Annotated in this window: 30 protein-coding genes; 7 read left to right on the forward strand and 23 right to left on the reverse strand. The window is 38.7% G+C overall.

Annotated features, from left to right (window positions below; translation table 11 throughout):
* Positions 1–267, forward strand: a complete 267-nt coding sequence (locus JZO85_RS00355; protein WP_207106514.1) for a hypothetical protein — start codon at positions 1–3, stop codon at positions 265–267.
* Positions 268–371: 104 nt separating this feature from the next.
* On the opposite strand, the gene JZO85_RS00360 is transcribed toward JZO85_RS00355, so the two are convergent.
* From JZO85_RS00360 to obgE, 8 genes are all read right to left on the reverse strand, one after another.
* Positions 372–884, reverse strand: coding sequence for an adenine phosphoribosyltransferase (locus tag JZO85_RS00360; RefSeq protein ID WP_207106515.1), 513 nt, complete (start codon positions 882–884; stop codon positions 372–374).
* Positions 885–898: 14 nt separating this feature from the next.
* Complete coding sequence (recJ, locus tag JZO85_RS00365; protein WP_207106516.1) at positions 899–3,178, reverse strand: single-stranded-DNA-specific exonuclease RecJ; 2,280 nt, start codon at positions 3,176–3,178, stop codon at positions 899–901.
* A gap of 89 nt (positions 3,179–3,267) precedes the next feature.
* On the reverse strand, positions 3,268–3,696 hold the full coding sequence (locus JZO85_RS00370) for a LapA family protein (RefSeq protein ID WP_207106517.1): 429 nt from the start codon (positions 3,694–3,696) through the stop codon (positions 3,268–3,270).
* 8 nt (positions 3,697–3,704) lie between these two features.
* Positions 3,705–4,493 carry an SDR family NAD(P)-dependent oxidoreductase gene (locus JZO85_RS00375; RefSeq protein WP_207106518.1) on the reverse strand — a complete coding sequence of 263 codons (789 nt, stop codon included), beginning with the start codon at positions 4,491–4,493 and terminating at the stop codon, positions 3,705–3,707.
* 37 nt (positions 4,494–4,530) lie between these two features.
* Positions 4,531–5,454 carry a ribonuclease Z gene (gene rnz / locus JZO85_RS00380; protein ID WP_207106519.1) on the reverse strand — a complete coding sequence of 308 codons (924 nt, stop codon included), beginning with the start codon at positions 5,452–5,454 and terminating at the stop codon, positions 4,531–4,533.
* A gap of 86 nt (positions 5,455–5,540) precedes the next feature.
* Positions 5,541–6,086, reverse strand: a complete 546-nt coding sequence (locus tag JZO85_RS00385) for a DUF456 domain-containing protein (protein ID WP_207106520.1) — start codon at positions 6,084–6,086, stop codon at positions 5,541–5,543.
* Between the two features lie 133 nt (positions 6,087–6,219).
* Positions 6,220–6,954 carry a winged helix-turn-helix domain-containing protein gene (locus tag JZO85_RS00390; RefSeq protein WP_207106521.1) on the reverse strand — a complete coding sequence of 245 codons (735 nt, stop codon included), beginning with the start codon at positions 6,952–6,954 and terminating at the stop codon, positions 6,220–6,222.
* Positions 6,955–7,667: 713 nt separating this feature from the next.
* Positions 7,668–8,981 (reverse strand): GTPase ObgE, encoded by a 1,314-nt coding sequence (gene obgE / locus JZO85_RS00395; protein WP_207106522.1) that lies wholly within the window; start codon positions 8,979–8,981, stop codon positions 7,668–7,670.
* A 246-nt stretch (positions 8,982–9,227) separates the two neighbouring features.
* Between obgE and gap the strand changes: the two genes are divergently transcribed.
* Complete coding sequence (gene gap / locus JZO85_RS00400; RefSeq protein WP_207106523.1) at positions 9,228–10,238, forward strand: type I glyceraldehyde-3-phosphate dehydrogenase; 1,011 nt, start codon at positions 9,228–9,230, stop codon at positions 10,236–10,238.
* A gap of 155 nt (positions 10,239–10,393) precedes the next feature.
* The gene (locus JZO85_RS00405; protein WP_207106524.1) at positions 10,394–11,143 is read left to right on the forward strand and encodes a peptidylprolyl isomerase; all 750 of its coding nucleotides are present in this window, start codon (positions 10,394–10,396) and stop codon (positions 11,141–11,143) included.
* A gap of 59 nt (positions 11,144–11,202) precedes the next feature.
* Here the strand turns inward: JZO85_RS00405 and fabZ are convergent, their stop codons facing one another.
* Positions 11,203–11,652, reverse strand: coding sequence for a 3-hydroxyacyl-ACP dehydratase FabZ (gene fabZ, locus JZO85_RS00410; protein WP_207106525.1), 450 nt, complete (start codon positions 11,650–11,652; stop codon positions 11,203–11,205).
* A gap of 162 nt (positions 11,653–11,814) precedes the next feature.
* Here fabZ and fabI point away from each other — a divergent pair, with 162 nt between their 5' ends.
* A complete protein-coding gene (gene fabI, locus JZO85_RS00415) occupies positions 11,815–12,570 on the forward strand; it encodes an enoyl-ACP reductase FabI (protein ID WP_207106526.1) in 756 nt (251 codons plus the stop codon).
* A 121-nt stretch (positions 12,571–12,691) separates the two neighbouring features.
* On the opposite strand, the gene JZO85_RS00420 is transcribed toward fabI, so the two are convergent.
* Positions 12,692–12,847, reverse strand: a complete 156-nt coding sequence (locus JZO85_RS00420) for a hypothetical protein (protein WP_207106527.1) — start codon at positions 12,845–12,847, stop codon at positions 12,692–12,694.
* Positions 12,848–12,876: 29 nt separating this feature from the next.
* Positions 12,877–13,890 (reverse strand): branched-chain amino acid aminotransferase, encoded by a 1,014-nt coding sequence (locus tag JZO85_RS00425; protein ID WP_207106528.1) that lies wholly within the window; start codon positions 13,888–13,890, stop codon positions 12,877–12,879.
* A gap of 158 nt (positions 13,891–14,048) precedes the next feature.
* On the opposite strand from JZO85_RS00425, the gene JZO85_RS00430 reads away from it, so the two are divergent.
* Positions 14,049–14,963, forward strand: a complete 915-nt coding sequence (locus tag JZO85_RS00430) for a mechanosensitive ion channel family protein (protein ID WP_207106529.1) — start codon at positions 14,049–14,051, stop codon at positions 14,961–14,963.
* A 38-nt stretch (positions 14,964–15,001) separates the two neighbouring features.
* On the opposite strand, the gene JZO85_RS00435 is transcribed toward JZO85_RS00430, so the two are convergent.
* The 6 genes from JZO85_RS00435 to racE form a co-directional block, all read right to left on the reverse strand.
* On the reverse strand, positions 15,002–15,589 hold the full coding sequence (locus JZO85_RS00435; RefSeq protein ID WP_207106530.1) for a DJ-1/PfpI family protein: 588 nt from the start codon (positions 15,587–15,589) through the stop codon (positions 15,002–15,004).
* A gap of 89 nt (positions 15,590–15,678) precedes the next feature.
* Entirely contained in the window at positions 15,679–15,948 is a 270-nt protein-coding gene (gene rpsN / locus JZO85_RS00440; protein WP_207106531.1) for a 30S ribosomal protein S14, read from the reverse strand.
* A 322-nt stretch (positions 15,949–16,270) separates the two neighbouring features.
* Entirely contained in the window at positions 16,271–16,753 is a 483-nt protein-coding gene (gene cbpB, locus JZO85_RS00445; protein WP_207106532.1) for a cyclic-di-AMP-binding protein CbpB, read from the reverse strand.
* Positions 16,754–16,844: 91 nt separating this feature from the next.
* Positions 16,845–17,357 (reverse strand): metallophosphoesterase, encoded by a 513-nt coding sequence (locus tag JZO85_RS00450; RefSeq protein WP_207106533.1) that lies wholly within the window; start codon positions 17,355–17,357, stop codon positions 16,845–16,847.
* A complete protein-coding gene (gene rph / locus JZO85_RS00455) occupies positions 17,354–18,691 on the reverse strand; it encodes a ribonuclease PH (RefSeq protein WP_207106534.1) in 1,338 nt (445 codons plus the stop codon). Before rph ends, JZO85_RS00450 begins: the two co-directional genes overlap by 4 nt.
* 1 nt (position 18,692) lies before the next feature.
* Positions 18,693–19,514: a glutamate racemase gene (gene racE, locus JZO85_RS00460; protein WP_277988911.1), complete on the reverse strand. Its 822-nt coding sequence runs from the start codon at positions 19,512–19,514 to the stop codon at positions 18,693–18,695.
* 140 nt (positions 19,515–19,654) lie between these two features.
* Here racE and JZO85_RS00465 point away from each other — a divergent pair, with 140 nt between their 5' ends.
* Positions 19,655–19,888 carry a hypothetical protein gene (locus JZO85_RS00465; protein WP_207106536.1) on the forward strand — a complete coding sequence of 78 codons (234 nt, stop codon included), beginning with the start codon at positions 19,655–19,657 and terminating at the stop codon, positions 19,886–19,888.
* 117 nt (positions 19,889–20,005) lie between these two features.
* Here the strand turns inward: JZO85_RS00465 and JZO85_RS00470 are convergent, their stop codons facing one another.
* From JZO85_RS00470 to JZO85_RS00485, 4 genes are read right to left on the reverse strand one after another with little or no spacing between them, the layout of a single operon-like run.
* Complete coding sequence (locus JZO85_RS00470) at positions 20,006–20,656, reverse strand: amino acid ABC transporter permease (RefSeq protein ID WP_207106537.1); 651 nt, start codon at positions 20,654–20,656, stop codon at positions 20,006–20,008.
* A 19-nt stretch (positions 20,657–20,675) separates the two neighbouring features.
* Positions 20,676–21,320: an amino acid ABC transporter permease gene (locus JZO85_RS00475; protein WP_207106538.1), complete on the reverse strand. Its 645-nt coding sequence runs from the start codon at positions 21,318–21,320 to the stop codon at positions 20,676–20,678.
* Positions 21,320–22,153, reverse strand: coding sequence for a transporter substrate-binding domain-containing protein (locus tag JZO85_RS00480; protein WP_207106539.1), 834 nt, complete (start codon positions 22,151–22,153; stop codon positions 21,320–21,322). The genes JZO85_RS00475 and JZO85_RS00480 overlap by 1 nt, the downstream gene beginning before the upstream one ends.
* 11 nt (positions 22,154–22,164) lie before the next feature.
* Entirely contained in the window at positions 22,165–22,902 is a 738-nt protein-coding gene (locus JZO85_RS00485) for an amino acid ABC transporter ATP-binding protein (protein ID WP_207106540.1), read from the reverse strand.
* Positions 22,903–23,163: 261 nt separating this feature from the next.
* Between JZO85_RS00485 and trpS the strand changes: the two genes are divergently transcribed.
* Complete coding sequence (gene trpS / locus JZO85_RS00490; protein ID WP_207106541.1) at positions 23,164–24,174, forward strand: tryptophan--tRNA ligase; 1,011 nt, start codon at positions 23,164–23,166, stop codon at positions 24,172–24,174.
* Between the two features lie 111 nt (positions 24,175–24,285).
* On the opposite strand, the gene JZO85_RS00495 is transcribed toward trpS, so the two are convergent.
* Together JZO85_RS00495 and JZO85_RS00500 are read right to left on the reverse strand one after the other, a co-directional pair.
* Positions 24,286–25,494 carry an NAD(P)/FAD-dependent oxidoreductase gene (locus tag JZO85_RS00495; protein WP_207106542.1) on the reverse strand — a complete coding sequence of 403 codons (1,209 nt, stop codon included), beginning with the start codon at positions 25,492–25,494 and terminating at the stop codon, positions 24,286–24,288.
* Between the two features lie 14 nt (positions 25,495–25,508).
* Complete coding sequence (locus JZO85_RS00500; RefSeq protein WP_207106543.1) at positions 25,509–26,411, reverse strand: prenyltransferase; 903 nt, start codon at positions 26,409–26,411, stop codon at positions 25,509–25,511.
* Positions 26,412–26,451 lie beyond the last annotated feature (40 nt).

Consider the following 26,451-nt stretch of genomic DNA (forward strand, 5'->3'; position numbering starts at 1 on the left):
ATGAAAGCAGTAAGAAGATTTGGTTTGATTATCGCTGTATTGTTACTAGGTTTATTGATTGGTAAGTTAGGTTCTTTAGCTACGATCGTCATTTTTTCTGGCTTGTTCCTTGTTTGGTTTATGTTGTGGGATGAACGGAAGTATGCACAGCATTATGCTGAACGTCAATATGATGAAGATGATATCGAAGAAGAACACTATTATAAAGAACCGGCCGAAGATTTTTATTATGTGACTTATGATCAGCACTATCATAAATCGGCTTAAAAATTAATCCCCAAGCTGTTAGATTTTTTCTAACAGCTTTTTTGACTGTCCCGATCAATTCAAAGGGCAAAATAAAAAAGCTGGAATATCTCTCCAGCTTTCTCTTAGTAGTCCATTAAAGTTAAAATATCGTACCCTTGGATTTTATCACGTCCATGCAATTCCTCTAACTCAATCAAGAAGGCACAACCTACAACAACACCACCAAGTTTTTCAACTAATTCGATCGTTGCTTTAATCGTTCCGCCAGTAGCCAATAAATCATCAGTGATCAACACTCGTTGACCAGGTTTGATGGCATCACTGTGGATCGTCAAAGTATCCGTACCATATTCTTTTTCATATTCAACTTCAATTACTTCACGTGGCAATTTACCCGGCTTGCGAACTGGTGCAAAACCTAAGCCCAATTCAAAAGCAACGGGACAGCCCACGATAAAGCCGCGAGCTTCCGGTCCTACGACCATATCAATTTGTTTTTCCTTTGCGTAATTGACAATTTGCTTAGTCGCTTCACGGTAAGCTTCGCCATCAGCCATTAACGGTGAGATATCACGAAATACTATTCCCTCTTTCGGATAGTCTGGGATACTGGCAATATAATCTTTCAAATTCATTTCGGTTGTTCCTCCTAGCCTTTCAGCCAATTTCTAATAGTTTGAATATCATTCATTAATAAAAACTCTTCGCTATCAATCCGAGCTATGCGTTTTTGATAAATCTCGCTCTCTTCAAAAGCTCGAGTTTGAGGAGATTCGACCATTTGTAAAACACCGTCGTCTATTGTAACAAATTTTAACTCAGAAAACACGTGAATCATGAATACTAATAATTTTTCTGGAATTCTTAAATAATTCGAAACATTTTTTAGTTTGAAGCGTATATCAACTCGCGGCTGCTTTACAAAGAATTTATAAAGCGCTTTGAACTGTTCACGATCTGGTAACCCGTTGAGATAAGCCTCATCTGGACTATATAGATAAAGATAAATACGTTCAAACTGTCCCTTGTGTGAGATTTCTTTAAGCAGCTCTTTCTGATCTGGGCAATCCAACACGACTAATTGGTCATACTCAGACCAGTCAATAGTTTTATCATATAAGGTGATCGGCTGTTGCAGCTCGTTCACAAAAAACTTTTGACTATTTGGTTGAAAAGCCAGATACAGCACTTTGCCGTTTTCGATTTTTTCATACCAAGTATATTTGGCTCTGCGGTCAATCACTTGAAGTCCGTTCGAAGAAAAATCAATCAGGCGCAATTGAACTTTCTTTTGTCCGTTCCATTCATTGATTTCTAAATCTCCTACGAATTGTGTATCCGGCTGCTGGATTTTCTCACCGTCTTCACCAAAACCAAAACCGATCGCATCCAACTGGCCGTCTTCACCTTTTAACGAAAATTTGACATGCTGTTGTTCACTGCCGATTCGTTTGAAAAAGCTGATCTCTCCATCCACCAAAAAAAGAGGTGCAGGATTATCTGTTCCAAATGGAGCGAGTTTTTTCAATTCTTCAACGAATTTCAACTTAATTTCAGATAGCTTTAACGACTCATCTATCATCAGGGTCGATCCTTTAGTCAGATCAATCTGTTCTGCCTCGATATAATCATTCATCATCCTTCTCAGATTCTGAATATTCTCCGACGGCATTGTCAATCCGACAGCTGCCGCGTGCCCGCCAAAATGAGTAAACTCAGACCGCATAGTGTTCAGCATTCCGAATAGGTCTAATGCTTCGACACTTCGACCGGACCCCTTTGCTACACCATTTTCATCAATAGACAAAATAATCGTTGGATGTCCTGTTTGTTTAAGAATATTTCCAGCAACGATTCCTAAGACCCCTGGATTCCACCCCTGTGATGCAATCAAATGAACCCCATCTTCAGGATTGATCAACGCTGCTGCCTGAGCAGTGGTTTCTTGAACTATTTGCTTGCGTTCATCATTAATCTTGTTAAGTTTTTCAGCCAAGCCACGTGCAACTTCATCATCAAAAGTCGTCATCAGTTCTACAGCAGGATTCGGATCACCCAAACGTCCAATAGCGTTTAGGCGCGGCCCTAAACTAAACCCAATACTCGTTTCATCAACTTTTTGCAGGTCAACAGAACTGACCTTCAGTAATTCTAACAGACCTAAACGCTGCGTTTGCTTGATTGCTTGCAGCCCCAGCTTAACTAGATTACGGTTTTCACCAGTCATAGAAACTAAATCTGCTACAGTCCCAATGGTTACTAGATCCAACATTTCTAACGGAACTTCTTCTAGTAATGCTGTCGCCAATTTGAAGGCAACGCCGGCCCCAGCCAACTCACCAAAGGGATAATGTCCCTCAGGATGACGAGGATGAATAATACAGTAAGCATCTGGTAAAATAGGCGGCATCTCATGATGATCCGTAACGATCACATCGACACCCTGAGAATTGGCAAAATCAATTGCTTCATTCCCAGCAACTCCATTATCAACAGTAATAATTAATTGAATGCCTTCATTGATTTTCTCGGCAAATAACTCCTTGTTCGGACCATAGCCATGAATAAAACGATTCGGCAGTACATAATGAACATCTGCACCAATCATTTCTAAGGTCTCCAGCATGATCGAAGTACTAGTGATTCCATCTGCATCGTAATCACCATAAACTAGAATTGGCTGCCCTTCCATAATTGCAGCTTGAATTCGTTCTACTGCTTTATCCATATCATGCATTAAAAATGGATCGTGTAAATCATCAATGTTCGCTTTCATTAATTGTGAAAACTCTTCTAACGTATGTATATTTCGATTCCAGACAAGCTCAGCAAAAGTTTCACTGTATCCCTGACTCATCAATTCTTCTTTAAATGTCGAATCAATCGGTGCAGCGTCTGCGAACTGCCAATCGAAGTTTGATTTTTTCACTCTATCACTTCCCAACCGTATCAGTATAGCAAAAATAAATCAGACAAGAAAGAGAAGAAGACCTTAGTTTTTCAACTAAAGTCCTCTTTCTAATCATAATAATCAATTGGTTGACTGTCTTTTTTATCTGCCTGCGAATTTTCCTTCGCTGCTAACGCCTGATCCTTATCTTTTAACAGGCTCTCATAATTTGCTTTTAACATAGCAATTTCATTTTCTTGTTCACGCTGAAAAGCTGCTTTTTCTTCTGCTAGTTTTTGTTCATTGTTAGTTTCATAGCCTTGAATCGTTTCCTTTAACTGTTTGATCTCTTTGCGCTGTTGTAAAAGCGTTGCTCCAGAAGTTAGAAAAACGACCAATGCTCCTATCAAAGCAGACCCTATGATAACAAGAACAAGCGATAAATAGATTTTTTTGATCAAGAAATTGACTGGAACTTCTTGACTATTGGAAAGCGCAAAAATCACGATCAGCAAAACCAAAATAAATCCTAAAAAAACTTTCCATTGCTTCTTCATTTGCTTTCCTACTTCCTATTGAATAATCCGCCTGCTAAAAAATCTCCAATATGCGGGAATAACCCATAAAAACGACTCGCGCCTTCCATAATGAACGGGCGATTGATTTCGCGTGTTGCTTTCCCCATCTTATTAACAATTGTTTTGGCTAGCTTATGAGGATCTAAAACGATACCGCTTAAGTTTTCCAAATAACTGCCGCTTGGATCGGCCTTATCGAAAAATTCAGTGGCGATCGGTCCTGGATTGATGGTAGTCACATAGACATTAGCTGGACGCAACTCTAGTCGCAGAGCGTTAGAAAAACCTAGTACTGCAAATTTTGTGGCAGAATAAACGGTTGACTTTGGCGTTGCCATTTTACCAGCCATGGATGCTACATTAAATATATGTCCTTTTTTATTGTTGACCATCGAGATCGCGATTTTCTGCGTGAAGTACATCATACCCAAAACATTGACGTTGAACATATTTTTGGCAGCTTCCAAATCAAAATCGACAAAATTATCAAACAATCCAAAACCAGCGTTATTTACTAACACATCCACTGTACCAACTTCGTTTTCGATTCGTTCTATTACTGATTCTACATTATCAGGATCCGCAATATCTAATTGGAAAGCAAACGCTTCTTTGCCGCTTAGTTCGCTGCAACGCTCCTTTACTTGCCCAATCAAATTAATTCGGCGAGCACAAGTTACAACGATTGCTCCTCGTTTCGCAGCCTCATAGCAGATTTGTTCGCCTAAGCCGGCGGATCCGCCCGTCACGACAACGATTTTATCTGTTAAATCCATTGTGTTCCCTTCTTTCTGTAAAGGTTATTTGATTCATTTATGAAAATGGAATATCGATAATATCCAAATCTTTCGCAATTTGAGTATTCGGAAAAATTTCCTTCGCTTCCTCTTCTAATTCTTTTGCTTCTTTCGCAAGATACCTAGCAGAAATGTGTGTCAATATTAGTTTTTCTGCTTGAGCCTCTTTCGCAATCATTGCAGCCTGCTGTGTCGTGGAATGGAAGTAGGCTCGTGCGAGTTTTGCTTCATTTTTATTAAAAGTACTTTCATGAACAATCACATCACTATTTCTAGCAAATTGACTGGACCTGTCTGTGATGCGAGTATCGCCAAAAATCGTCACAATTCGCCCTTTTTTGCCTTCACCAACAAAATCTTTCCCATCAACCACTTGTCCATCAGCCAATGTGACGGTTTGGCCTTGCTTTAATTTTCCATAAATCGGCCCCGCTGGTATACCTAATTCAGCCAGTTTTTCAACTTGCAGCATCCCCTCATGATTTGCTTCCGTTACTCGAAATCCATAGCTTTCAATACCATGATCTAACAGCATACACTCAACAGTAAATTGCTTATCTTCAAAGACGATCCCTTCTTTAAGCTCAACAAATTGCAGCGGATAGGCGAGGTGCGTCTTTGTTACTTGCAGCGAAGTCCGAACATAATTTTCCAAACCTATTGGTCCGTAAATAGTAATCGGTTCCTCTCCACCTTGAAAAGACCGACTGCTTAACAATCCAGGCAGACCAAAAATATGATCTCCATGCAAATGTGAGATAAAAATCTTTTCTATTTTACGTGGTTTTATATTTGTTCGTAAAATTTGCATCTGAGTGCCTTCGCCACAGTCAAACAGCCAAATCGCATTGCGTTCATCTAGTAGCTTCAACGCAAGACCGCTGACGTTTCGATGCTTTGCCGGCACGCCAGCACCTGTTCCTAAAAATTCTAATTCCATAATTCTCCTGACTTTCTATCAAATTACTATCATTCTAGAAGAAAGTCCTGCTTTACGCAATCCAAACAAAGTAAAATTTTCTCCTGTTACTTCTCTGAATCTCTCTTCTGTTCAGCTTCTTCTTTTGAATGTTTAGCGATTTCTTGTGTCTTCTTCACGTCAGCTTCAACATCTGCGTAGTCCAAACGAGTGATTTCTCCACCCAGTTCCATCATGATTAATTGATTTAGCGGACGATTGTCATCTTCTTCGGCAATCAACAGTAATGCAGTATCTCCTTCGCCGATTTTATCAACTAAAAATTCAAAAACACCAGTCGCATCGCGAACTTCTTTCGCATCTTGTGTCGCTCCAATCATTCCACCGGTGAACCAACCTAATAAGATACCGATTGGGCCTCCAAGAATACCGACCATCATACCTATCAGACCGCCTGTAGAGCTTTTATTGCTACCAGTAAAGTCTAAAAAATCCTCAATTTCAAATTTGTGCTCTCCATCATCAGAATGATGAACAACTGCCATCTGTTCGCCTTTAAATGCTTTATTCATATGAAGACGTTTAGCTTTAGAAAAGGCCTCATACGCTTTGGATTCTACGTCAAAATTCATGATTATCACTCGTTTTTCCATTTAAAATCGCTCCTTTATACTTATAATGCTAGTTTAGCAATAAATAGAGGTTTTGGAAAATAGAACGAGTTTTTTCGCAAAAACAGACTGTAGTCAAAACCCATATGGGTTTTGACTACAGTCTGTCTGAGACTTAATTTCCAGTTTTTATCTCTTCCATAATACGATCATCAACAATATAATGATCAAAGAAAACTTTTGATAATTGATAACCTTCGCCCCAATTCGTGCGAATAACATCGTATTCAACGCCATCGATTTTCAACTTGTTGCGCAGGTGTTTAATAATAGTAGATAACCGAGTCATATGGCTTGCAGAATCACTATCGCCCCAAATTTTTACAGCTAAATCACTCCGACTGATCGGTGCGTCTTTAGTTGAAATTAGCGTACTCAACATTTCGCGTTCTGAACGAGTTAGATTCCAAAGTGGGATAGGTCGTTTTTCATATTGATTTTCCTCTTGCTGAGCTCTCATACCAAAACCAATTGAATAAACGGATTCTTTCAACGTCTTCTCAGCAAGCTTCTCTCTTAACCCGCTAAGTGTTTCATCTTCAAGCAGCCATTCATCAACACCTCTTGACTCCCAATCAGCTTTTTCATCTTTTTGAGGTATCCGATCTGTTTCTCTAATGATTGTAAACTTCCCGCCAACCTCATTAAGAATAATCGCTAATTCTTGATCAGAGATCGTTTCGCTAACGATCAAGACATCAAAAAAGTTTAGAACATCTAATGGCACTCGTTTCGCTTGAAGCATCGTTAGTAATTTTGCCGAGCTTAACACTTCAATGTTTAAGCGCTGCAGCTTCTCAACTAAAGGTCTCTCAACTAAGATATTGTGTGTTAAAATTAATACTTGCATCACATTATTCCCCTTTTTTATTATTAAAAATAAGTTTCCGACAAATTGCGTAAGGAAAGTTTTATTAATTAACAATATAATTATTACTTCTTACAAGGTAAGTTTACACCGCCATTCTCTCCAACGCTACCAAAAAGTTTATAATTCATTAATCACAATTAGAATTATTGATAAAATTTTTGGGTTAAAAAAACTTTTCTTAGATAAAATAATTCAATTGTCATTTTTAAACAACACTTTCCTCAATCATTCATAAAAATTTAGAACATATAACAGCCGTATTTTTTGCGATCCGTCTTATTAACAAAATCCATTCTTTTCTTCCGATATAATCGTTTCTAACACTGTATAAACAGCTTTTGTTTTCTATGTGATTAATTATAGCATTAGATATTTTAATAATTTTTCTCTTATGCAAAAAAAGAATATTGAATTTAAGATACTATTCTAGGCTAAATTAAAAGCGACTATAAATAACGACAAAAATAACACCATTAATTTCTTGTTAAATCGCAATTCTGTTTTTTTAAATAATCAAAATTCTTCAATCAAAAATTTCTCTTTAAAATAAATTAATAATCGACACTATCTTTTGCAGCTATTTCTGAAAAATCCTCAAATTGTTGACCTGTAAAAGTACTTTCAATACACAAAAAAGCACTGCAAAATGATTTGCTGTGCTTTAAAAAATGATTAATACTTATTCTACATACTTAATCAACAAATTCGAACTCAAACTTATCAATGCGAACAAGGTCTCCATCCTTGGCTCCTCTAGCTCGCAAAGCTTCATCTACACCCATTGATCGAAGTTGACGTGCAAAACGCATGACTGTTTCATCGTGATCGAAATTAGTCATTTTAAAGAGTTTTTCTAGTTTTTCACCGCTGAGAACCCAAGTAGCATCAGGTTCACGAGTAATTGTAAACTCTGGCTCATCTGATTGGAAGCCGTAATTAACGGTATCTTCTTCCACCTCTTCATCGTACAACAGGAACTCTGGGGTGACTTCAAGTAAGTCAGCCGTTGCATTCAATAAATTATCCAATCCTTGTTTTGTGACCGCTGAGATCGCAAAAACCGGAATATCATCAGCAAACTCGTCTTCCTTATCTTTTCTTAATTGTTCCTTGAATTTTTTCAGGTTCTCTTCTGCGTTTGGCATATCCATTTTATTGGCAACGATGATCTGCGGACGTTCCAATAAACGCAAGTTGTGGGAACCTAATTCGTTGTTAATGGCTTGATAATCTTCATAAGGCTCTCTGCCTTCCATTCCGCTCATATCGATTACGTGCAAAATGACCCGCGTACGTTCAATGTGACGTAAAAATTGCGTACCTAAACCAACGCCTTGCGACGCGCCTTCAATCAAACCAGGCAAGTCAGCTGCCGCAAAACTGCGACCATCACTAGTTGTAACCATACCTAAATTAGGAACTAACGTGGTGAAGTGATAGGCACCGATTTTAGGACGAGCGGATGAAATTACTGAAAGAATGGTTGACTTTCCGACAGATGGAAAACCGACTAAACCGACATCGGCTAAAACTTTCAATTCTAATTCAATATTCCGTTCTTGTCCCGGCTCACCATTTTCAGCTAACTCAGGAGCAGGATTTCTCGGTGAAGCAAAGCGTGTGTTTCCACGACCGCCGCGACCGCCGTGAGCAACGATTAATTCTTGACCGTTCTCAATTAAATCCCCGATTAATACTCCAGAATCGGCATCACGTACTGTCGTACCCGGCGGAACGCTCACGTAAGTATCTTCTGCTCCACGACCGTGCATTCCTTTACTCATTCCGTTTTCTCCTGGTGTAGCTCTAAAATGACGATTGTAACGAAAATCCATCAACGTACGCAATCCTTCATCAACTACTAAAATGACATCGCCTCCGCGACCGCCATCTCCCCCAGCTGGACCACCGTCTGGTACATACTTTTCCCGACGAAAGGCTACCATCCCATCGCCGCCTTTACCAGCTTTGACATCGATCGTTACTTGATCTAAAAACATGGACATGTTGGTGTCCTCCTTATCTCTTTATATATTGACTACTGAATTTCCACACTAAACAAAGTCTTGTATATTGTAGCTAGATTAAGCGAAAAAGTCCATTCTTATTGGTAGAAGCTTAAAAATTTTGTTGGATTTGCTTAGATATTTTCTCTCAGGTAATATCTTTTGACAAAAAAATTGATGCGTTGCACAATAAAAAATGTAAGGCGTCAAGCTTTGCTTGATATAAAAAAGGAGGAACTTTTGGTTATGACAGTAAAAGTAGGTATTAATGGATTTGGACGTATCGGTCGTTTAGCATTCCGTCGTATCAAAGAAGTATCTGATGATATTGAAGTAGTTGCAATTAACGATCTAACAAGTCCTACAATGTTGGCACAATTATTACAATTTGATTCAACACATGGCACATACCCTGGAACAGTTACTGCTACAGAAGATTCAATCGTTGTTGACGGCGAAAAAACTCGTGTATATGCAGAACCAGATGCTAGCAAAATTCCTTGGGTAAAAGAAAACGGTGTTGACATCGTACTTGAATGTACTGGTTTCTATACATCTGAAGAAAAAGCACAAGCTCATTTAGACGCTGGTGTAAAACGCGTCGTTATCTCAGCTCCTGCTGGTCAAATGAAAACTATTGTTTACAACGTAAATGATGACACTTTAGATTCAAATGACAAGATCATCTCAGCGGGGTCTTGTACAACAAACTGCTTAGCTCCAATGGCTTACTTCTTAAATGAAGATTTCGGCATTGAAGTTGGTACAATGACAACTGTTCATGCTTATACTTCAACACAAATGTTGTTAGATGGACCAGTTAAAGGCGGCAACTTACGTGCTGCACGTTCAGCAGCTGACAATACTATTCCACATTCAACTGGAGCTGCTAAAGCAATTGGCTTAGTTATTCCAGAATTAAACGGAAAATTACAAGGACATGCACAACGTGTTCCCGTAGTTGACGGTTCATTGACTGAATTGGTTTCAGTACTTAAAACTAAAGTAACTGCTGACCAAGTAAACGAAGCAATCAAAAAACATACCGTTGATAACCCATCATTTGGTTATGACGATCGCGAAATCGTTTCTGGCGATGTAATTGGTACAACTCAAGGTTCAATCTTCGACCCAACTCAAACAGAAGTAACTTCTGCTGGGGACTACCAATTAGTTAAAACAGTCGCTTGGTATGATAACGAATACGGTTTTACTTGCCAAATGATTCGTTTACTAGAAAAGTTTGCTAACTTATAAGAGCTAGAATGCGTTTTAAAGGGGATCACTTTGATCTCCTTTTTTGTTGCACTCATTTAATAAAATTTTTGAAGCAAAAGTCACCGTTTTTTCATAGGAAGTCCATTAAAAGTTTGTTATCATAAGAATGATAATAACTTTAAAAGGAGAATGTTATGCAATTCAAAAAAATGATGATCGGCGCAAGCTTAGTGTTGTCGATCGGTTTATTCGCGGCCTGCGGCAACGATGGCGGAACAAAGGAAACAAAAGAAAGTGCTACGAAATCAACTGAATCTAGTGTGGATTTAAATAAATTGACTCTGCCTCAGCTTAATGACAAAGTTACAGACGACGAATATTTAGTTGAACTTGTAACAACTGAAGGAAATGTTAAAATCAAGCTTTTCCCAGAACAAGCACCTAAAGCAGTAGAGAATTTCGTAAAACATGCTAAGGATGGCTACTACAAAGATACTCTCTTCCATCGTGTGATCAAAGATTTCATGATTCAAGGCGGAGATCCTAAAGGTGATGGCACTGGTGGTGAGAGCATTTGGAAAAAAGGCTTTAAAACTGAAGACTCGAAACAGCTTTATAATATTCGCGGTGCCCTTTCCATGGCTCGATCAGAATCTCGCAGCAGCAATGGCAGCCAATTCTTCATCGTAACAAACAAAGAAGATGTTAGTGATGGTTTGGCAATTCAATATTATCCAGAAAAAATTATCGAACAATATAAAAAAGGCGGCGCCCCTCAACTTGATGGAGAGTATACCGTATTTGGACAAGTCACTGAAGGCATGGATGTAGTCGACAAAATTGCTGGTGGTGAAGTCAAAGACAGTGGTTCAGGTGAGAAATCAACACCCGTTGAACCCGTGAAAGTCAATGAAGTAAAAGTTCTGCAAGAACCGAAAAAATAGTAAAAGAAAAGAACCAAAATCCTGTGTGAGCGGGATTTTGGTTCTTTGTTTGCATAGAATTATTTTTTTTGTTCCTTATCGCCTACGATGAAAGTGAACTCACATTCTGTAACGACCTTCTCTTCTACGGTAGCCCATGCTTTCGCCGTTCCAACTGGACCTTTAACTTTCTGGATATCAAAGTTCAAAAACAGTGTGTCTCCAGGTCGCACAAACTCTAAGAAATTAGCTTTATTGATACCGCCGATATAAGCAGTCTTTCCTTCAAACGCAGCTGATTTCAAAATCAATAATGATCCAGCTTGAGCTAGTGCCTCAACGATTAATGTTCCTGGCATAATTGGTTCCCCAGGAAAATAACCTTGGAAAAAGTCCTCATTCATTGTTAAATTTTTAACTGCGGTAATATGCTTTTCATCCTCGAATTCTGTGACTGCATCTAAATAATAAATGGGAAAGCGATTTGGGATCGCAGCCATTATTTCTTCGACATTCATAATTTTTTCCATTTTGCACCTCTATGAATATTTTATTTGATTATCAAACTATCATATTCTAACGGTTTAATCAAGTTGTATTGGAACAATCAAAAAAATAGTTTGACAATCAAAGCTTTTTCCAACATAATGAGAGCATATTATTTTTTATATTATTTAGGAGTGTGTCATTTAATGTCTATTTTATCTGGAAAGAAAATAATCGTAACTGGCGTAGCCAATAAAAAAAGTATCGCTTGGGGATGTGCCAAAGCAATCGCCGATCAAGGCGCCGAAATCATTTACACCTATCAAAATGACCGAATGAAAAAAAATCTAGTAAAATTAGTTGGTGAGGATGCCAACATGTTTGAGCTTGATGTTGCTAGTGATGAAAAAATCGCAGCGGCATTTGAGTCGATTAGAGAAGCCTTTGGTTCAATTGATGGATTGGTCCATTCTATCGCTTTTGCCAACAAAGAAGAATTGTCTGGCAATGTAACTGAGATCACTCGTGATGGGTTCCAATTGGCGCAAGACATCAGTGCCTACTCTTTGCTAGCAGTTTCAAAATATGCTGCTCCATTGATGACTGATGGCGGCAGCATCGTAACTATGACGTATATGGGCTCTGAGCGTTCGATCCCTAACTACAACATGATGGGAATTGCCAAGGCCGCTCTAGAGGCAGAGGTTCGTTACTTAGCAACTGAGTTGGCTCCAAAAAACATTCGAGTTAACGCGATTTCGGCTGGAGCTATTAAAACGTTAGCGGTAACTGGCGTGAAGGACTATCAATCATTATTGAGTCTTTCGGAGGAACGTACACCAGATAAAGTTGCTGTAACGATTGAAGAGGTTGGAAATTCTTGCGCCTTCTTACTTAGCCCATTAGCGACAGGAATCATCGGGGACATTATCTATGTCGATAAAGGCGTTCACTTAAGTTAATTATTTTAAAACACGTCATCTTGGCGTGTTTTTTTGTATTGAACTAGTTAACATTTTTCTGGGTAATGATTACTAGCTGCAAACAAAAAGGCCGCTTTCAATAAGCAGCCTTTTTACAATTTCAAAATATTTCTAATATCCCCATCAGCATCGCAAAAAAGAAACGCCTTACTGGTGACTTAATCGTACTTTTCATGTAATGGATATGTGCAAGACAGTACCAAAGAATCAAAAACAGTAAGACTAACACACCTAAAACAACCCAAATTATATCCATCTTTTCCCCTTAATCTCTTCAAAGAGCAACTACACCTCGAAAATCCAACCTTCTGGTGCATCAACATCACCAAATTGAATTCCGACAAGCTCGTCGTATAATTTTCTTGTCATTGGCCCTGTTTCCGTTTCACTATAGAAGACATGGAAATCATCCCCATTTTGGATCCCAGCAATTGGCGAGATAATTGCAGCAGTCCCGCAGGCACCAGCTTCTGCAAATTTATCCAATTCATCCAGATGAACATCGCCTTCTACGGCATCCATACCAAATCGCTCTTTTGCCAAGTGCAGCAATGAATACTTCGTAATACTTGGTAAAATTGAAGGTGATTTAGGAGTAATAAATTGATTCTCATGAGTAATTCCAAAAAAGTTCGCAGAGCCCACTTCTTCAATCTTTGTATGAGTTGCTGGATCTAAATAAATGCAATCAGAAAAATCACGATCATGAGCGATTTTTCCTGGTAATAAACTCGCAGCATAATTTCCACCCACTTTAGCAGCGCCAGTTCCAAACGGGGCTGCCCGATCATACTCCGATACAATAAAATTACTCGGTGTCAAGCCGCCTTTGAAGTAAGGACCGACTGGCATACAAAAAACGCCGAATAAGTATTCCGGTGCTGGTACAATTCCGATATTCGGCCCTACTCCAATCAAATAAGGACGGAGATACAAAGTCGCTCCCGTTCCGTAGGGAGGAACATACTCTTCGTTAGCACGCACTACTTGCTTAACAGCATCAATAAATTTATCTTCTGGAACAGCGGGCATCTGTAAACGTTCGGCACTTCTATTCAAGCGTTTCGAATTTTCATCTGGTCGAAACAAATTGATTTTTCCGTCCTTGCGTCGATAAGCCTTTAGTCCTTCAAAACATTCTTGCCCATAGTGGAGACATGTTGAGCCTTCATTGATGGTGATCGTATTATCCTCTGTCAATACGCCTTCATCCCACTGTCCATTTTTCCAATGAGAAATATAGCGGAAAGGTGTTTTAATATAGTCAAACCCTAACTCTTCCCATTTTATATTCACCATTCTATCATCTCCTTCTTATTTAAATGTTAGTCTATCATTTTCTCACACCATTGTCATGATTTTTTTTGATTATAAGAAAATTATGATTGGACAGGTAAGCGGTCGACAGAAATGCGAAAGATTGTTACACTATTTTTATTAATTTATCGAGGTGGCTTATGTTTTTATTTACGACGCAAACAGTGGACTCCAGTAGCACAAATGTCGTTGATCAAGCAACGGAACAATTATCCGCTTGGCAAAAATACTGGCAGGCAATCAATTGGGATCGGGTATTTTCCATTTTGATCCAAAAAGGTTTAACGATTTTAGCCGTATTACTGCTGTTTTATTTAATCAGAAAAATCGGTAGTTTCTTGATTAATCAATCATTTGAACGACAAAAGAAAAAAATGACTGATAATGCTACTAGAATTGAAACAATTCATGCCTTATCAATCAATATTTTTTCCTATACGCTCTTTTTCTTTTTCCTTTATTCCATTTTAGATACACTCGGTATACCTGTCGGTTCTCTTTTAGCCGGTGCTGGAATTGCCGGAATCGCTATTGGTTTAGGCGCACAGGGTTTTACAAATGACATTATCACTGGTTTTTTCATTATTATGGAGCAGCAGATTGACGTCGGCGACTACATTCGACTAACGGATCTGAGCGTGGAAGGAACCGTCACTTCTGTTGGCATTCGGATGCTGCAAATGAAATCAACGGATGGAACTGTTCACTTTATTCCTAATCGAAACATCACAACAATCAGTAATCTTTCTCGTGCTCATATGCAAGTCAAGGTAGATATTCGTATCCAACCAGACGAAGGCTATGATAAGATTAGTCGGCTAATTGATGAAGCAAATCAAAAGCTTGCAGAAGAATTTAATGACGAAATATTTGATGGACCGTCGCTTTTTGGAATGGTTGATCTAGGCAATAGCAACTATGCTATTCGAACAATTCTATACGTGACAAACGGCAAGCAATACAAGCTGCAGGAAGAATTTTTATCTGCCTATGTAAAAATCTTAACTAAAAACGGCTTTACGATTCCGAATAATCCAATTTCTATCGGGAAATAAAAAGCGATCCATGAATAATTCTCATGGATCGTTTTTTATTAAGAAAATGTATCGCTATATTTTTCACGATACCCGTAGTAACCCAATCGATACAAATCAACTTCTTTTTTTGCCTGAATTAAACTATCACCAATTAATTGCAAAACAAATTCAGTAAATTCTAATGCAGCTGTGCCATTGGCAGTGACGAGGTTTCGATCACTAACAGCCTGTCTTTCATAAAAATTTTCTGGAGTTCGATAGCTTGGAAAAGCTTGCAAAACGGCACGAGCATTTCCAGTATGCTTATACTCTTCTAAAAAACCGTGTCTAGCCAAATAATCCACCGCCCCGCAAATTGCAGCAACAGGCATTTCGTGCAATAGTTGTTTTTCAATTATACGATAAAGTTCTTGGCTATGAATATTCCAAGAATTGCCGCCAATCAAAACCAGCAAATCGATTCTCTGATTGATTTCGGAAAATTTCAAATCAACCACTGTCTGCAATCCGCCGATTGATTCTACCTGCGGTAAATTTGAAGCAGTTTTTATTTGCCAATCGTTTCTCTGATTTAGCAGACTCAACAGGTAAGCACCTTCCCAGTCAGCATATTGATCCAGTAAAACAAACAATGCAGTTTTCATACTATCTCTCCCCTCCATTTTATTGAATACCCTTAGTTTAACAAAAATGAAAAGGGAAAGCTCATAGATTCCGTTAGTTTATCGTTTTTTTACCAACTCGCTTTTTTAACACCTGGTATTTGACCTTGGTGGGCCAGTTCACGGAATTTTATTCGCGACATACCAAATTTTCTCATATATCCTCTTGGTCTGCCATCAATCAAATCGCGGTGCTTTAAACGGTTAGGATTTGAGTCTCGTGGTAATTTTGCCAGTCCTTCATAATCTCCGGCCGCTTTTAATGCGAAGCGTTGTTCTGCATATTGTTCGATCAAAGCCTGCTGCTTGTACATCTTTACAACTTTAGATTTTTTCGCCATTTATTTACTCTCCTATATTTTAATTAATCGAGCTTAACCGTAATGGTTCCTATTTAAACACTATGAAAAAATAGCATGTCTGCTTTATAAAGTCAATTTATCTGTATTTTAGTTTTACTTTTATATCTGATTCAGAGCATTTTGACCTTTCGCTCAAAAAAGCAGGCCTAGCTTTGATTGAATTGAGCGGACAAAATGATACGAAAACTAACTAAAAAAGCGAAACCTCACATACTATCGGAATTGATAGAAATATGAGGAGTCACTTTTATATTTGCTGTATTTTTTTAAAAGACTTTTGCTTCAACCGTTTTTCGTCTTTTTATAAGTTTGCATGGAGCATTACTTTGGCTTCTGGTTTTTTTCGCTCAAATGCGTGAAAAGTATAGTTTACCGCTTTTAAAATCTCTCTGCGAGTTACAATGCCGCAAAATACCCGGTCATGATCCAAAACAGGCAGGAAAGAAGCATCTACTAATAGGTGTAAAACATCCTCTAATTCCGCATCTGGACGCATAACAGATACATCTGTCTTCATGACATCTGCTACTGTAAGTTCTTCTAAATTGGATGTATCGATACCATCGATACCCAACATTTTTTTAACAATATCATTCAAGCTCAATAAACCGACAAAATGATCCTCTTTATCCAAAACCGGAATCGTAGAATAACCAGCTTGAGATAATAGTAATAAAGCATGCTCTAGTGGATGTTCCTTCATTACATTAGCAACATTTTCTGCTGGAATCACCATGGTTTCTTCATGTTCCTTCATTAGTTGTTCAATCGCAGGACTGATCATGTGACGCCTCCGTTCTAATATCTTCACTTTATTTTACCTTACAGCTAAAAAGAAAGCGTTGTTTATCCAAATATTTAATAAAAATTAGGAACTAATGTTCAAAATCAGCAGCTAATTCCTCTATCGGCTGATGCGCTCGATTGTAAAATTCCACATGATACCCGTCGTTTTCACTATCAATGATTGCGTAACTAGGAATTTGTACAGGTCCTCGAGGTTGAGAGATACTTCCTGGATTGACAAATAAAATATTCTTATCAAACTCCGCAACAGCTTGATGGATGTGTCCAAACAAAGCAATGTTTGCTCCTGCTTCTTGAGCTTGCAGTGAAAGCATCGTAAGACCGAAACGAACATTTGACAAATGACCGTGTGTCATATAGATAACATCATCACCTATAGAAAAAATCTGTTCTTTTTTATAGCCAGGATCATAATCACAATTGCCGGTAACAACCGTAAAATGTTCCCATAATTCGTCATTGGCTTTCAACTCTGAGTCGCCGCAATGGAACATGTGATCCACTAGGCCGATATAGCGATTGACAATTTCCACTAAAATATTGCGATCCCCATGGTTATCACTAACAACTAAATATTTCATTTATTCTCCTCCAACCAGTTCTTCCATACTCTTTCTAGTTCTTTAACCGCCATCCCTCGATGGCTGATTTCATTTTTCTCTTCACTTGTTAATTCAGCAGAAGTTTTTTCATATCCCGGTACAATAAATAATGGATCATATCCAAAACCGTTGTCTCCTTGAGGAATTCGGCCGATCCGTCCTTCCCAATCTGCTTCAACAACTAAACTATCTTTTTGTGGAGCAGCAAAAACCAGCGTACAATGGAAATGCGCAGTTCTTTTTTCATCGGATACATCCGTCAACTCATGTAGTAATTTAGCGTTATTTGCCGCATCACTTTTACGTTCCCCAGCAAAGCGAGCTGAAAAAATTCCTGGCATTCCGTTCAGTGCATCTACGACTAAACCTGAATCATCAGCTAATACTGGCTGTTGTAATAGTTGAGCAATTGTTTCTGCCTTTAAACGAGCATTTTCCTCAAAAGTCGTGCCTGTTTCTTCCACATCAGGTAAGTCAGGATAATCCAACAGTGTTTTGGTTTGATACCCTTCCTTTGCAAATAATGCCGCAAATTCATTCGCTTTTCCTGGATTGCGAGTTGCAATCACAATAGTTTTCTCTTCCGTCTTCACTTCGTTGAAAAGAGCTTCTTTCTGATAAGCAATCAATTCTTCAATTGCCCCCTTACCATGTAAAATTAAGGCATTCAGTTCGTTGTCATCAAATGTCGCTTCTTCACCAGTCCCTTGAATTTCTACAAAACGGCCTGCTTCCGTCATTACCAAATTCATATCCACAGCTGCCGACGAATCTTCTTGATAGTCCAAATCAGTCACAACAGTGCCATCAGGTAATATGCCGACACTAATAGCAGCTAAATGTTCATTGATTGGATCTTCAGCTAATTCTCCGTTAGCTAACAATTTATTGACTGCTAAACGCAAAGCGACGAACCCGCCAGTGATACTCGCTGTTCTTGTACCACCGTCAGCTTGAATCACATCACAATCTACAATGATGCTGCGTTCGCCTAGCTTTTCTAGATCTACAACAGCTCGCAATGAGCGGCCAATCAATCGCTGAATTTCCATCGTACGTCCAGTTAGCTTTCCTTTGGCACTCTCGCGGCGATTACGCGTATTGGTAGCTCTTGGAAGCATACTGTATTCGGCAGTTACCCATCCGTTTCCACTCCCTCGTAGAAATGGAGGAACAGATTCTTCTAGAGTCGCCGAACAAATCACCTTAGTATCGCCAAAAGTAATAACAACTGACCCTTCTGGATGTTTAAAAACATTCGTTTCAATTTTAATCGGCCGCAATTGCTGGACCGCTCTTCCATCATGTCGCAAATTATTTTCCTCCCAGTTCTATGTGTTCTACATTTAAATTCGTGATATTCAACCATTCACTGGCAATATCCTTAAACATTTTAGGGGAACCAGTGGTATAGAAATTTCTCGCCTTAGTATCAGTCTGTTCATAATTGTTTAGATTGAAATAATCTAATAACGTACTGACATCATTGACTGTCTCAGCTCCTGAATCAATCAATGTTACCTGTTGTCCGATTACATTTTGAATGATTGGACGCAGCAATGGATAATGTGTACATCCCAAAATTAAAGTATCCAGTTTTTCTTTCTTTAATGGTGCCAATGTTTGTGAAACGATTTTTTTCGCCACAGAACTATTGAACTGATTACTTTCAACTATTGGTACAAATTTGGGGCAGGCTAGACTAGATACATGGGTGTCAGGTGCCTTCTCCTGCAGTTCATGTTTATAAGAACCACTTTTGACTGTTCCGATCGTTCCTATGATTCCTACTCGTCCTGTATCACTCGCCTTCAATGCTGCACGTGAACCAGGTTGGATAACGCCGATCACAGGAATATCAACATTTTTTTTGATTTCATCTAAAGCGACTGCCGTTGCTGTATTACAAGCAATTACAAGCATTTTAATATTTTTCTTCAATAAAAAACGAGTCATCTGCCATGTAAACTCAATGACTTGCTCAGCTGGTCGAGGACCATACGGACAGCGTGCCGTATCCCCGAGATATAAAATTTCTTCATTTGGCAGCTGACGCATCGCTTCTTTGACCACAGTCAAACCGCCTACGCCAGAGTCAATAAATCCAATTGGTCTTTCATTTGACAAAACGCTCATCCTATCTAGTTCCAAGTATCACCTTATTTTCCACTTTTTGTTGAAATATTTCAAGCCCTAGAATCTTACAAGATAAAAAGCGTTTTCTTTTGAATGAATAATGATCAGTGCTAAACTAATTATGAGAGAGGTGGATGAAAATGGATAAAAAAGAACTAACCGAAAACTTAGGGAAAGTTTCTGCTGGCGATCGTAACCAAGACCCTGCAATCAAAGCCACTGAAAAAGAAGCAGAGAAACGAAAGAAGGATTCAAAAGATGAGCCGCTTGAACCAGGGTTGCTAGAAAAGCTTGGCAAAACACAAGCCGGTGCTGTCTATGAAGATCCAGCGATGAAGGAAACTGAACGTAAAACTGAAAAAGATAAAGAATAAGCAACGCAACCGTTATCAACTAAATGGCATGAACAGTTTTTGATTGTTAGCGATACTTTTTACTGCTATGCAAAAAAGCGAAAATCTCCTCATCACAGAAGAGATTTTCGCTTTTTTTTAATAGTTGTATTTGCTGGTCTCTAATAAATTGGAGATCAGTGACAATACATAACACACAACAAAATACATGGCAGTCATCGCGATAAACATCGGGATAACGTAATTTGTATTCTGACCATAAATAATCTTTGCGTTGTGAGTCAGTTCGGGTAACGAAATTATTACCGCCAAGGATGTATCCTTAATCAAAGAAATCAATTGGCTCAAAATTGCTGGCAGCATTGATTTAAATGCCTGCGGTAATACAATCATTGTCAGCGTTTGAACATATGTTAAACCGGAAGACATTCCAGCTTCCGTTTGTCCACTTGGTACAGCATTCAATCCGGCTCGGAAAATTTCTGACAACATCGCTGATTCGAAAATCGTTAAGGCGGCAACTGCTGCCCAAAAAATATTCAATTTGATCCCAATTTGCGGCAAAGCGAAATAGGTGAAGAAAATAATCAACAGCAACGGCAGGTTTCGGATAATATCAACGATAATGCCCACAATTCTTGAAAGAACAGGAACGTTACTATAACGAACGGTACCTGCGATACCACCAAGAATCATACTAAAAACAATCGATACAACTGAAACTTGAATCGTTACCCACAGCCCATCTAAAAGGAAACGCAAATTGATCCATGAAAAAGCATCACTCATATTCTTTTACCCTCCCTTTCTAGGCATTTGACCAATGCTTATCTAAGTAGTTCATCAGATAAGACAAAGGCAGCGTTAAAATCAAGTAAAATAATCCGACGATGATATATGTGTCGAAGGTGTTAAACGTAGTACTGGCAATCAAATCTCCTTGGTACATCAAGTCTAATCCAGCAACCATCGCTAAGATCGATGAATTTTTGATCAAGTTGATAAATTGATTTCCTAATGGCGGCACTACGATTTTGAATGCTTGAGGTAATACGATATATCGCATTGTTTCAGCATAAGAAAAACCAGAGGATAGACCTGCCTCCATCTGACCTTTGGGCACTGTTTGGATGCCTGAACGAACAGTTTCCGCTATAAACGCAGAAGTATAAATGGTCAAACCAATCGTCCCTGCTTGAAACCCATCAAAGCTATAGAAATACATCGGAGCTACTACGTAAAAGAACATCACAATAATCAATAACGGGATATTTCTGAAGAACGCCACATAAGCTTTAGCCAAGCTTCGAACTATTCGATTATGAGATAGTTGCAATATTGCCATCAGTGTTCCGATAATCAAACTGAATACTAGTGCCAACAAGCTCGCATAAATCGTAAATTTAAAGCCGCTGACAAAATCAGCAGAAAAAGTCTGAAATAATTGTGCCATTAAAATTGCGCCCCCTTCTTCGCCCGGCCATCTGCATCTTCAGGGAACCATTTTTCAAATATTTTATTATAGGTACCATTGTCATGCATTTTATGCAAAGCAGTGTTAACTTCTTTTAAGAAATCATCTTGACCTTTGTTAATGGCAATCCCATAGGGTTCATTTGTAAAAGTGCCGCCTGTCAATCCATAATTATCGTTTTCTGATGCCATCCCTAATAAAATTGCGTTATCAGTTGTCATCGCTTGTCCCTGTCCGGATTGTAACGCAGTGAACGCCTCAGCATAATTTTCCAATTCGAGGATTTTAGCATCTGGTGCATGTTTGCGAATGTTGATAGTCGAAGTGGAACCTTTAACTGCTAAAACCGTATCAGCAGCAGTCAGATCCTTAATATTTTTGATATGGCTTCCCTTTTTCACTAATAAAGATTGTCCAGCATCAAAATAAATATCTGAAAAATCAACTTCCTTCTTACGATCTTCAGTAATCGTCATCGTCGCGATAATTGCATCGATATTACCGTTTTTAAGTAATGGAATTCGTGTCTTTGACGTCACTTCAACAAATTCTGCCTGACCATCCTTACCAAGAATTTCTTTTGTTATGGCCTTAGCAATATCAATATCAAATCCTTCGACCTTACGTGTCTTTATATCCATCATTCCGAATAAGCGTGTATCATACTTTACTCCCCATGTGATGGTTGGTTCCTCTTTGATCCGTTTCGCAATGTTTTTATTTGCGACACTTTCTCCTTTGCATCCTGACAGCACTATTGCAAGCAGCATCGGAAGAAATAAAAAGGAGACTAATTTTTTTATCTTCGACATAAGCCGCCCTCCTAATGATTGATAACTTTGCTAACAAATTGTTGTGCGCGTTCATCCTGCGGTCTTTCGAAGAATCCTTTGACATCGCGTGTGTCTTCTAATACTTCACCATCAGCCATAAAGATGATTCGATCTGCTACTTCTTTCGCAAATCCCATCTCATGTGTCACGACGATCATTGACATACCATCACGAGCAATTTTCTTCATGACATTCAAGACATCCCCGATCATTTCTGGATCAAGCGCTGATGTCGGCTCATCAAAAAGCAGCAAGTCAGGATTCATCGCTAAACCACGAGCGATGGCAATCCGTTGTTGCTGTCCCCCAGATAACATGGAAGGATAGGAGTCCTTCTTATCCAGCATGTCTACTCGATTTAATAATTTTTCAGCAGTCTTGGTCGCTTCTTCAGAAGACTTTTTCAAAACTTTAATTGGAGCAAGAGTGATATTTTCTATCGCAGTCTTATTTGGATAAAGATTAAAATGTTGAAAAACCATTCCAATATTCTTACGAATGTCTTTCAATTTGACTTCTTTACTATGTAAATTCTTTTCATTTACTAGCAACTCTCCGGAAGTGATGTCCTCTAATCCATTAATGCAACGTAACATCGTACTCTTCCCTGAACCAGATGGTCCGATAACAACGACCACCTCACCCTTCTCAAAGGCCAAGTCAATATTTTTCAAGGCATGAAACTTTCCATAGTATTTTTCTACATGCTTAAATTCAACCATTGGCATGCTTAACCACCTCATTTTCCCTTAGCGTTTTCTAATTTTTCCAATGTGAGTCTAATTATAAGCTAAATTTTTTTACTTTGTAAAGAAAAAAACTCATTGGCAGAAAAAAATGTTTCAATAACTCCTATCGCGATGTAACGTTTCTTAACACGAGATATGTTTGGACTTTCGATAAAAATATCGATAAGAGTTGTCATGTTTGAAAAAAAAAGGTAGTATTTGAAGAGACTATTGAAAGAATTTTTATGAAAAGGTGAGTTAATGAAAAATATCATTTTAACTGGAGATCGTCCTACTGGACAGCTACATTTAGGCCACTATGTCGGTTCATTGAGGAATCGCGTGCTTATGCAACAAGATCCTGATAATAATTTATTTATTATGATAGCTGATATGCAGGCCTTAACTGATAATGCAAAGAATCCTGAAAAAGTTTCATCAAATGTTTTGCAAGTTGCTCTAGATTATTTGGCGATTGGTTTGGATCCCAAACGTTCAACACTGTTTATTCAGTCGCAAATCCCTGAACTAGCTGAATTAACAATGTATTATTTGAACTTGGTTAGTGTCGGACGTGTTCGACGCAATCCAACTGTAAAGTCAGAAATTCAACAAAAGAACTTTGGAGAAAGCGTTCCTGCTGGTTTCTTTATCTATCCTGTTTCTCAGGCATCAGATATTACAGCATTTAAAGCCAATCTTGTTCCTGTTGGCGAAGATCAAAAACCGATGCTGGAGCAAACACAGGAAATTGTACAAAGCTTTAATCATACCTATGGTGAAATTCTCGTAGAACCAAAAGGAGTTTTTCCTGAAAAAGGACAAGGTCGTCTGCCTGGCATTGATGGCAACGGGAAAATGAGCAAATCACTAGGCAATGGAATTTATCTCGCTGATTCTGCAGACATTTTAGCTAAAAAAGTTATGAGTATGTACACTGATCCAAATCACATCCACGTGGAAGACCCTGGTCAAGTTGAAGGAAATATGGTGTTCACCTATCTAGACGTTTTTGGCACTGATAAAGAAAAAATCGCTGAGCTAAAAGAACATTATCGCCGCGGCGGACTTGGTGACGTGAAAATCAAACGCTACTTAATCGATGTTTTAGAAGCTGAATTTGGGCCTATTCGCGCTCGCCGTGAGGAGTATGCAAAAGACCCGAATGCGATCATGCAAATGCTGAAAGAAGGCAGTGAACAGGCTCGAGCAGTTGCTGCAGAGACTTTAGCTGAAGTGAAGCAAGCCATGGGAATTAATTATTTCGCATAGCCTGAACATCTCTAAACTATTAAATACAGATAGCAAAAACACTCGAAAAAAATCGAGTGTTTTTGTTTTTTCCTCTATTGAAACTATACTGCCGCAAAAAATATTTTCGGCTTAATGATAAAAGTCGAAACGGCCTTTCGCCATTACTTCTTTTACTCCGCCTGTTTCATACAACGAACGATCCATGATCGCTTTCTTAATAAAGGAGGCTGGATAAGCTGTTACTTCCGTTTTGCCTACAACACCAAAGGCATGGGTATTTCCGATTGATGCCACTGAGCCAAGAGATTTGAACGAGAACGGTTTACTTGGCTGCCCCTTCATTTGATTCAGGATATCTTTCCCTGCATAAGAGCCCATCTTAAGTGCAATTTGTGCGGTTGTTGGATATGGACGATTGCTTGAAGGATCCATGACAGCTGAAACATCACCTAGCAGATAGATATCATCATGATTTGGATCGGTCAAGTTAGGTTTCACCATTACACGACCACGTCGTTCTTCAAAACCAGACTCACCAATTACTTTGCTCCCGCTGACGCCAGTAGTCCAAACGATTGTTTTGGCTTTAAGAGCTACTAAATCATTTTCATCATCTTTTGAATTTTGATAAATAACAGCACCTGGCTCAACTTTTTTTATCGGTTTTCCAGTCAGAAGCTTAACATCCCATTTGTTCAGGTGATCAATACAATATTGTCCTAATTTATCACTAAACATTGGTAAAATTTTGTCGACAGCTTCTACACAATAAATTTGGATATCTTCAGGTTTTACACCTGCCACTTCAGCAAATGCTTTACTTCCTTCAACCAAAGCACCTACTAGCTCTATTCCGGTAAAGCCAGCACCACAAACAACAATCCGTAAATATTCCTCATTTTTAGTTTCTTTATATTGTTTCATTTGTTCGAGGATATGTTTATGGACTTGATCAGCGGTTCTTACATCGACCATCTCTAAAGAATTTTCTTTCACACCAGGAATGCCAAACGATTCAGATTGAAAACCTAAAGCAACAATCAAATAATCGTATTTCAATGTTTGGTTTTCCAAGTATACTTCCTTTTGATCAGGATCAATTTTTTCAACTGTATCTTTGATAAAAGTAGTTTTTTTAGGATTTACAACATCCTTTATTGCATAACAAATTTTTTCATCTGGCTGTGTGCCGGCTGCCACTTCATGCAAACTAGTCGACTCATAATGGTAGTCATTCCTATCCACTAAACTGATATGAATATCTGCTCCTGATTTTTGCAGCACATGCAAAGCACGCAATCCTGCATAACCTGCACCTAAAATGACAATTTCCTTCATTTCTATTTCCTCCTTTAAAATAAGAACGTCAATGCAAAACTGATAACTTGCGCGACGGCCCCTACCGCTAAAATTCTGACCGCGCAAATGAACGTTTCACGTTTGACCTGTTTGACCCGAAATCGTTGCACTTGCTTGTAAATGAATGGTACGGCTAAGAATGTTCCAAGCACGGACCACGGGGCAATGCCTATGATCACCGAAAGCAAGATAGCAAGAAAAGCAGCGATATTCATTCCTTCAAATAAACGGATTGCTCGCGACTTTCCTAAATAATGAACCAAAGTAAAGCGATTGTTCTTTTCGTCTTCTTCTAAATCACAGATATTGTTTGCTAGCATAAGATTTGCTATCCACAGCGTATTCGGCAACGAAATCAGTAAAATCCCACCAATATTAGTAAAATCCCACTGGAAAACCTCATACGTGTTTAGGTAGACACACAAGAGAGTAATCATAAATCCCATCGTTACTCCTGAAAAGATTTCCCCTAAAGGCAAGCTGGATAGTGGCCTCGGGCCAGAGGAATAAAAAATTCCAACACCATAACAAAATAACCCCATCAATAAAAAAGGCCACCCGACTACGAAGGACAGTCCGATCCCAATCAGTGCCGAAACAACAATCATTCCGATCATCATTCGGAAAACCAATTTCAAATCTAAATTCTCTCTCCCGATGATATTGGTTTTTTCTCGATAGTCGTGTATTTCCGTCGCATGGTGATAATCGTTATAGTTGTCTAATATATCCACGGCCATGTTAAAAATGACCATCGCGACAAAGTATAACAGGACTAGACCTAAATGAAGTTTGTGAAAATTATACAGGCTAAAACAAATCCCAATAAAAAAAGGCAGGACGCTCGCGGTTTTCGCTTTAAATTCCACGAGTTCCAAGAAAACGGTTAAACTCATCTCACCCAACTTTCTCAATTTTCTTTTTCATATTCATTAT

It is taken from the genome of Candidatus Enterococcus murrayae (genome assembly GCF_017315985.1).
Lineage (GTDB): Bacteria > Bacillota > Bacilli > Lactobacillales > Enterococcaceae > Enterococcus_A > Enterococcus_A murrayae.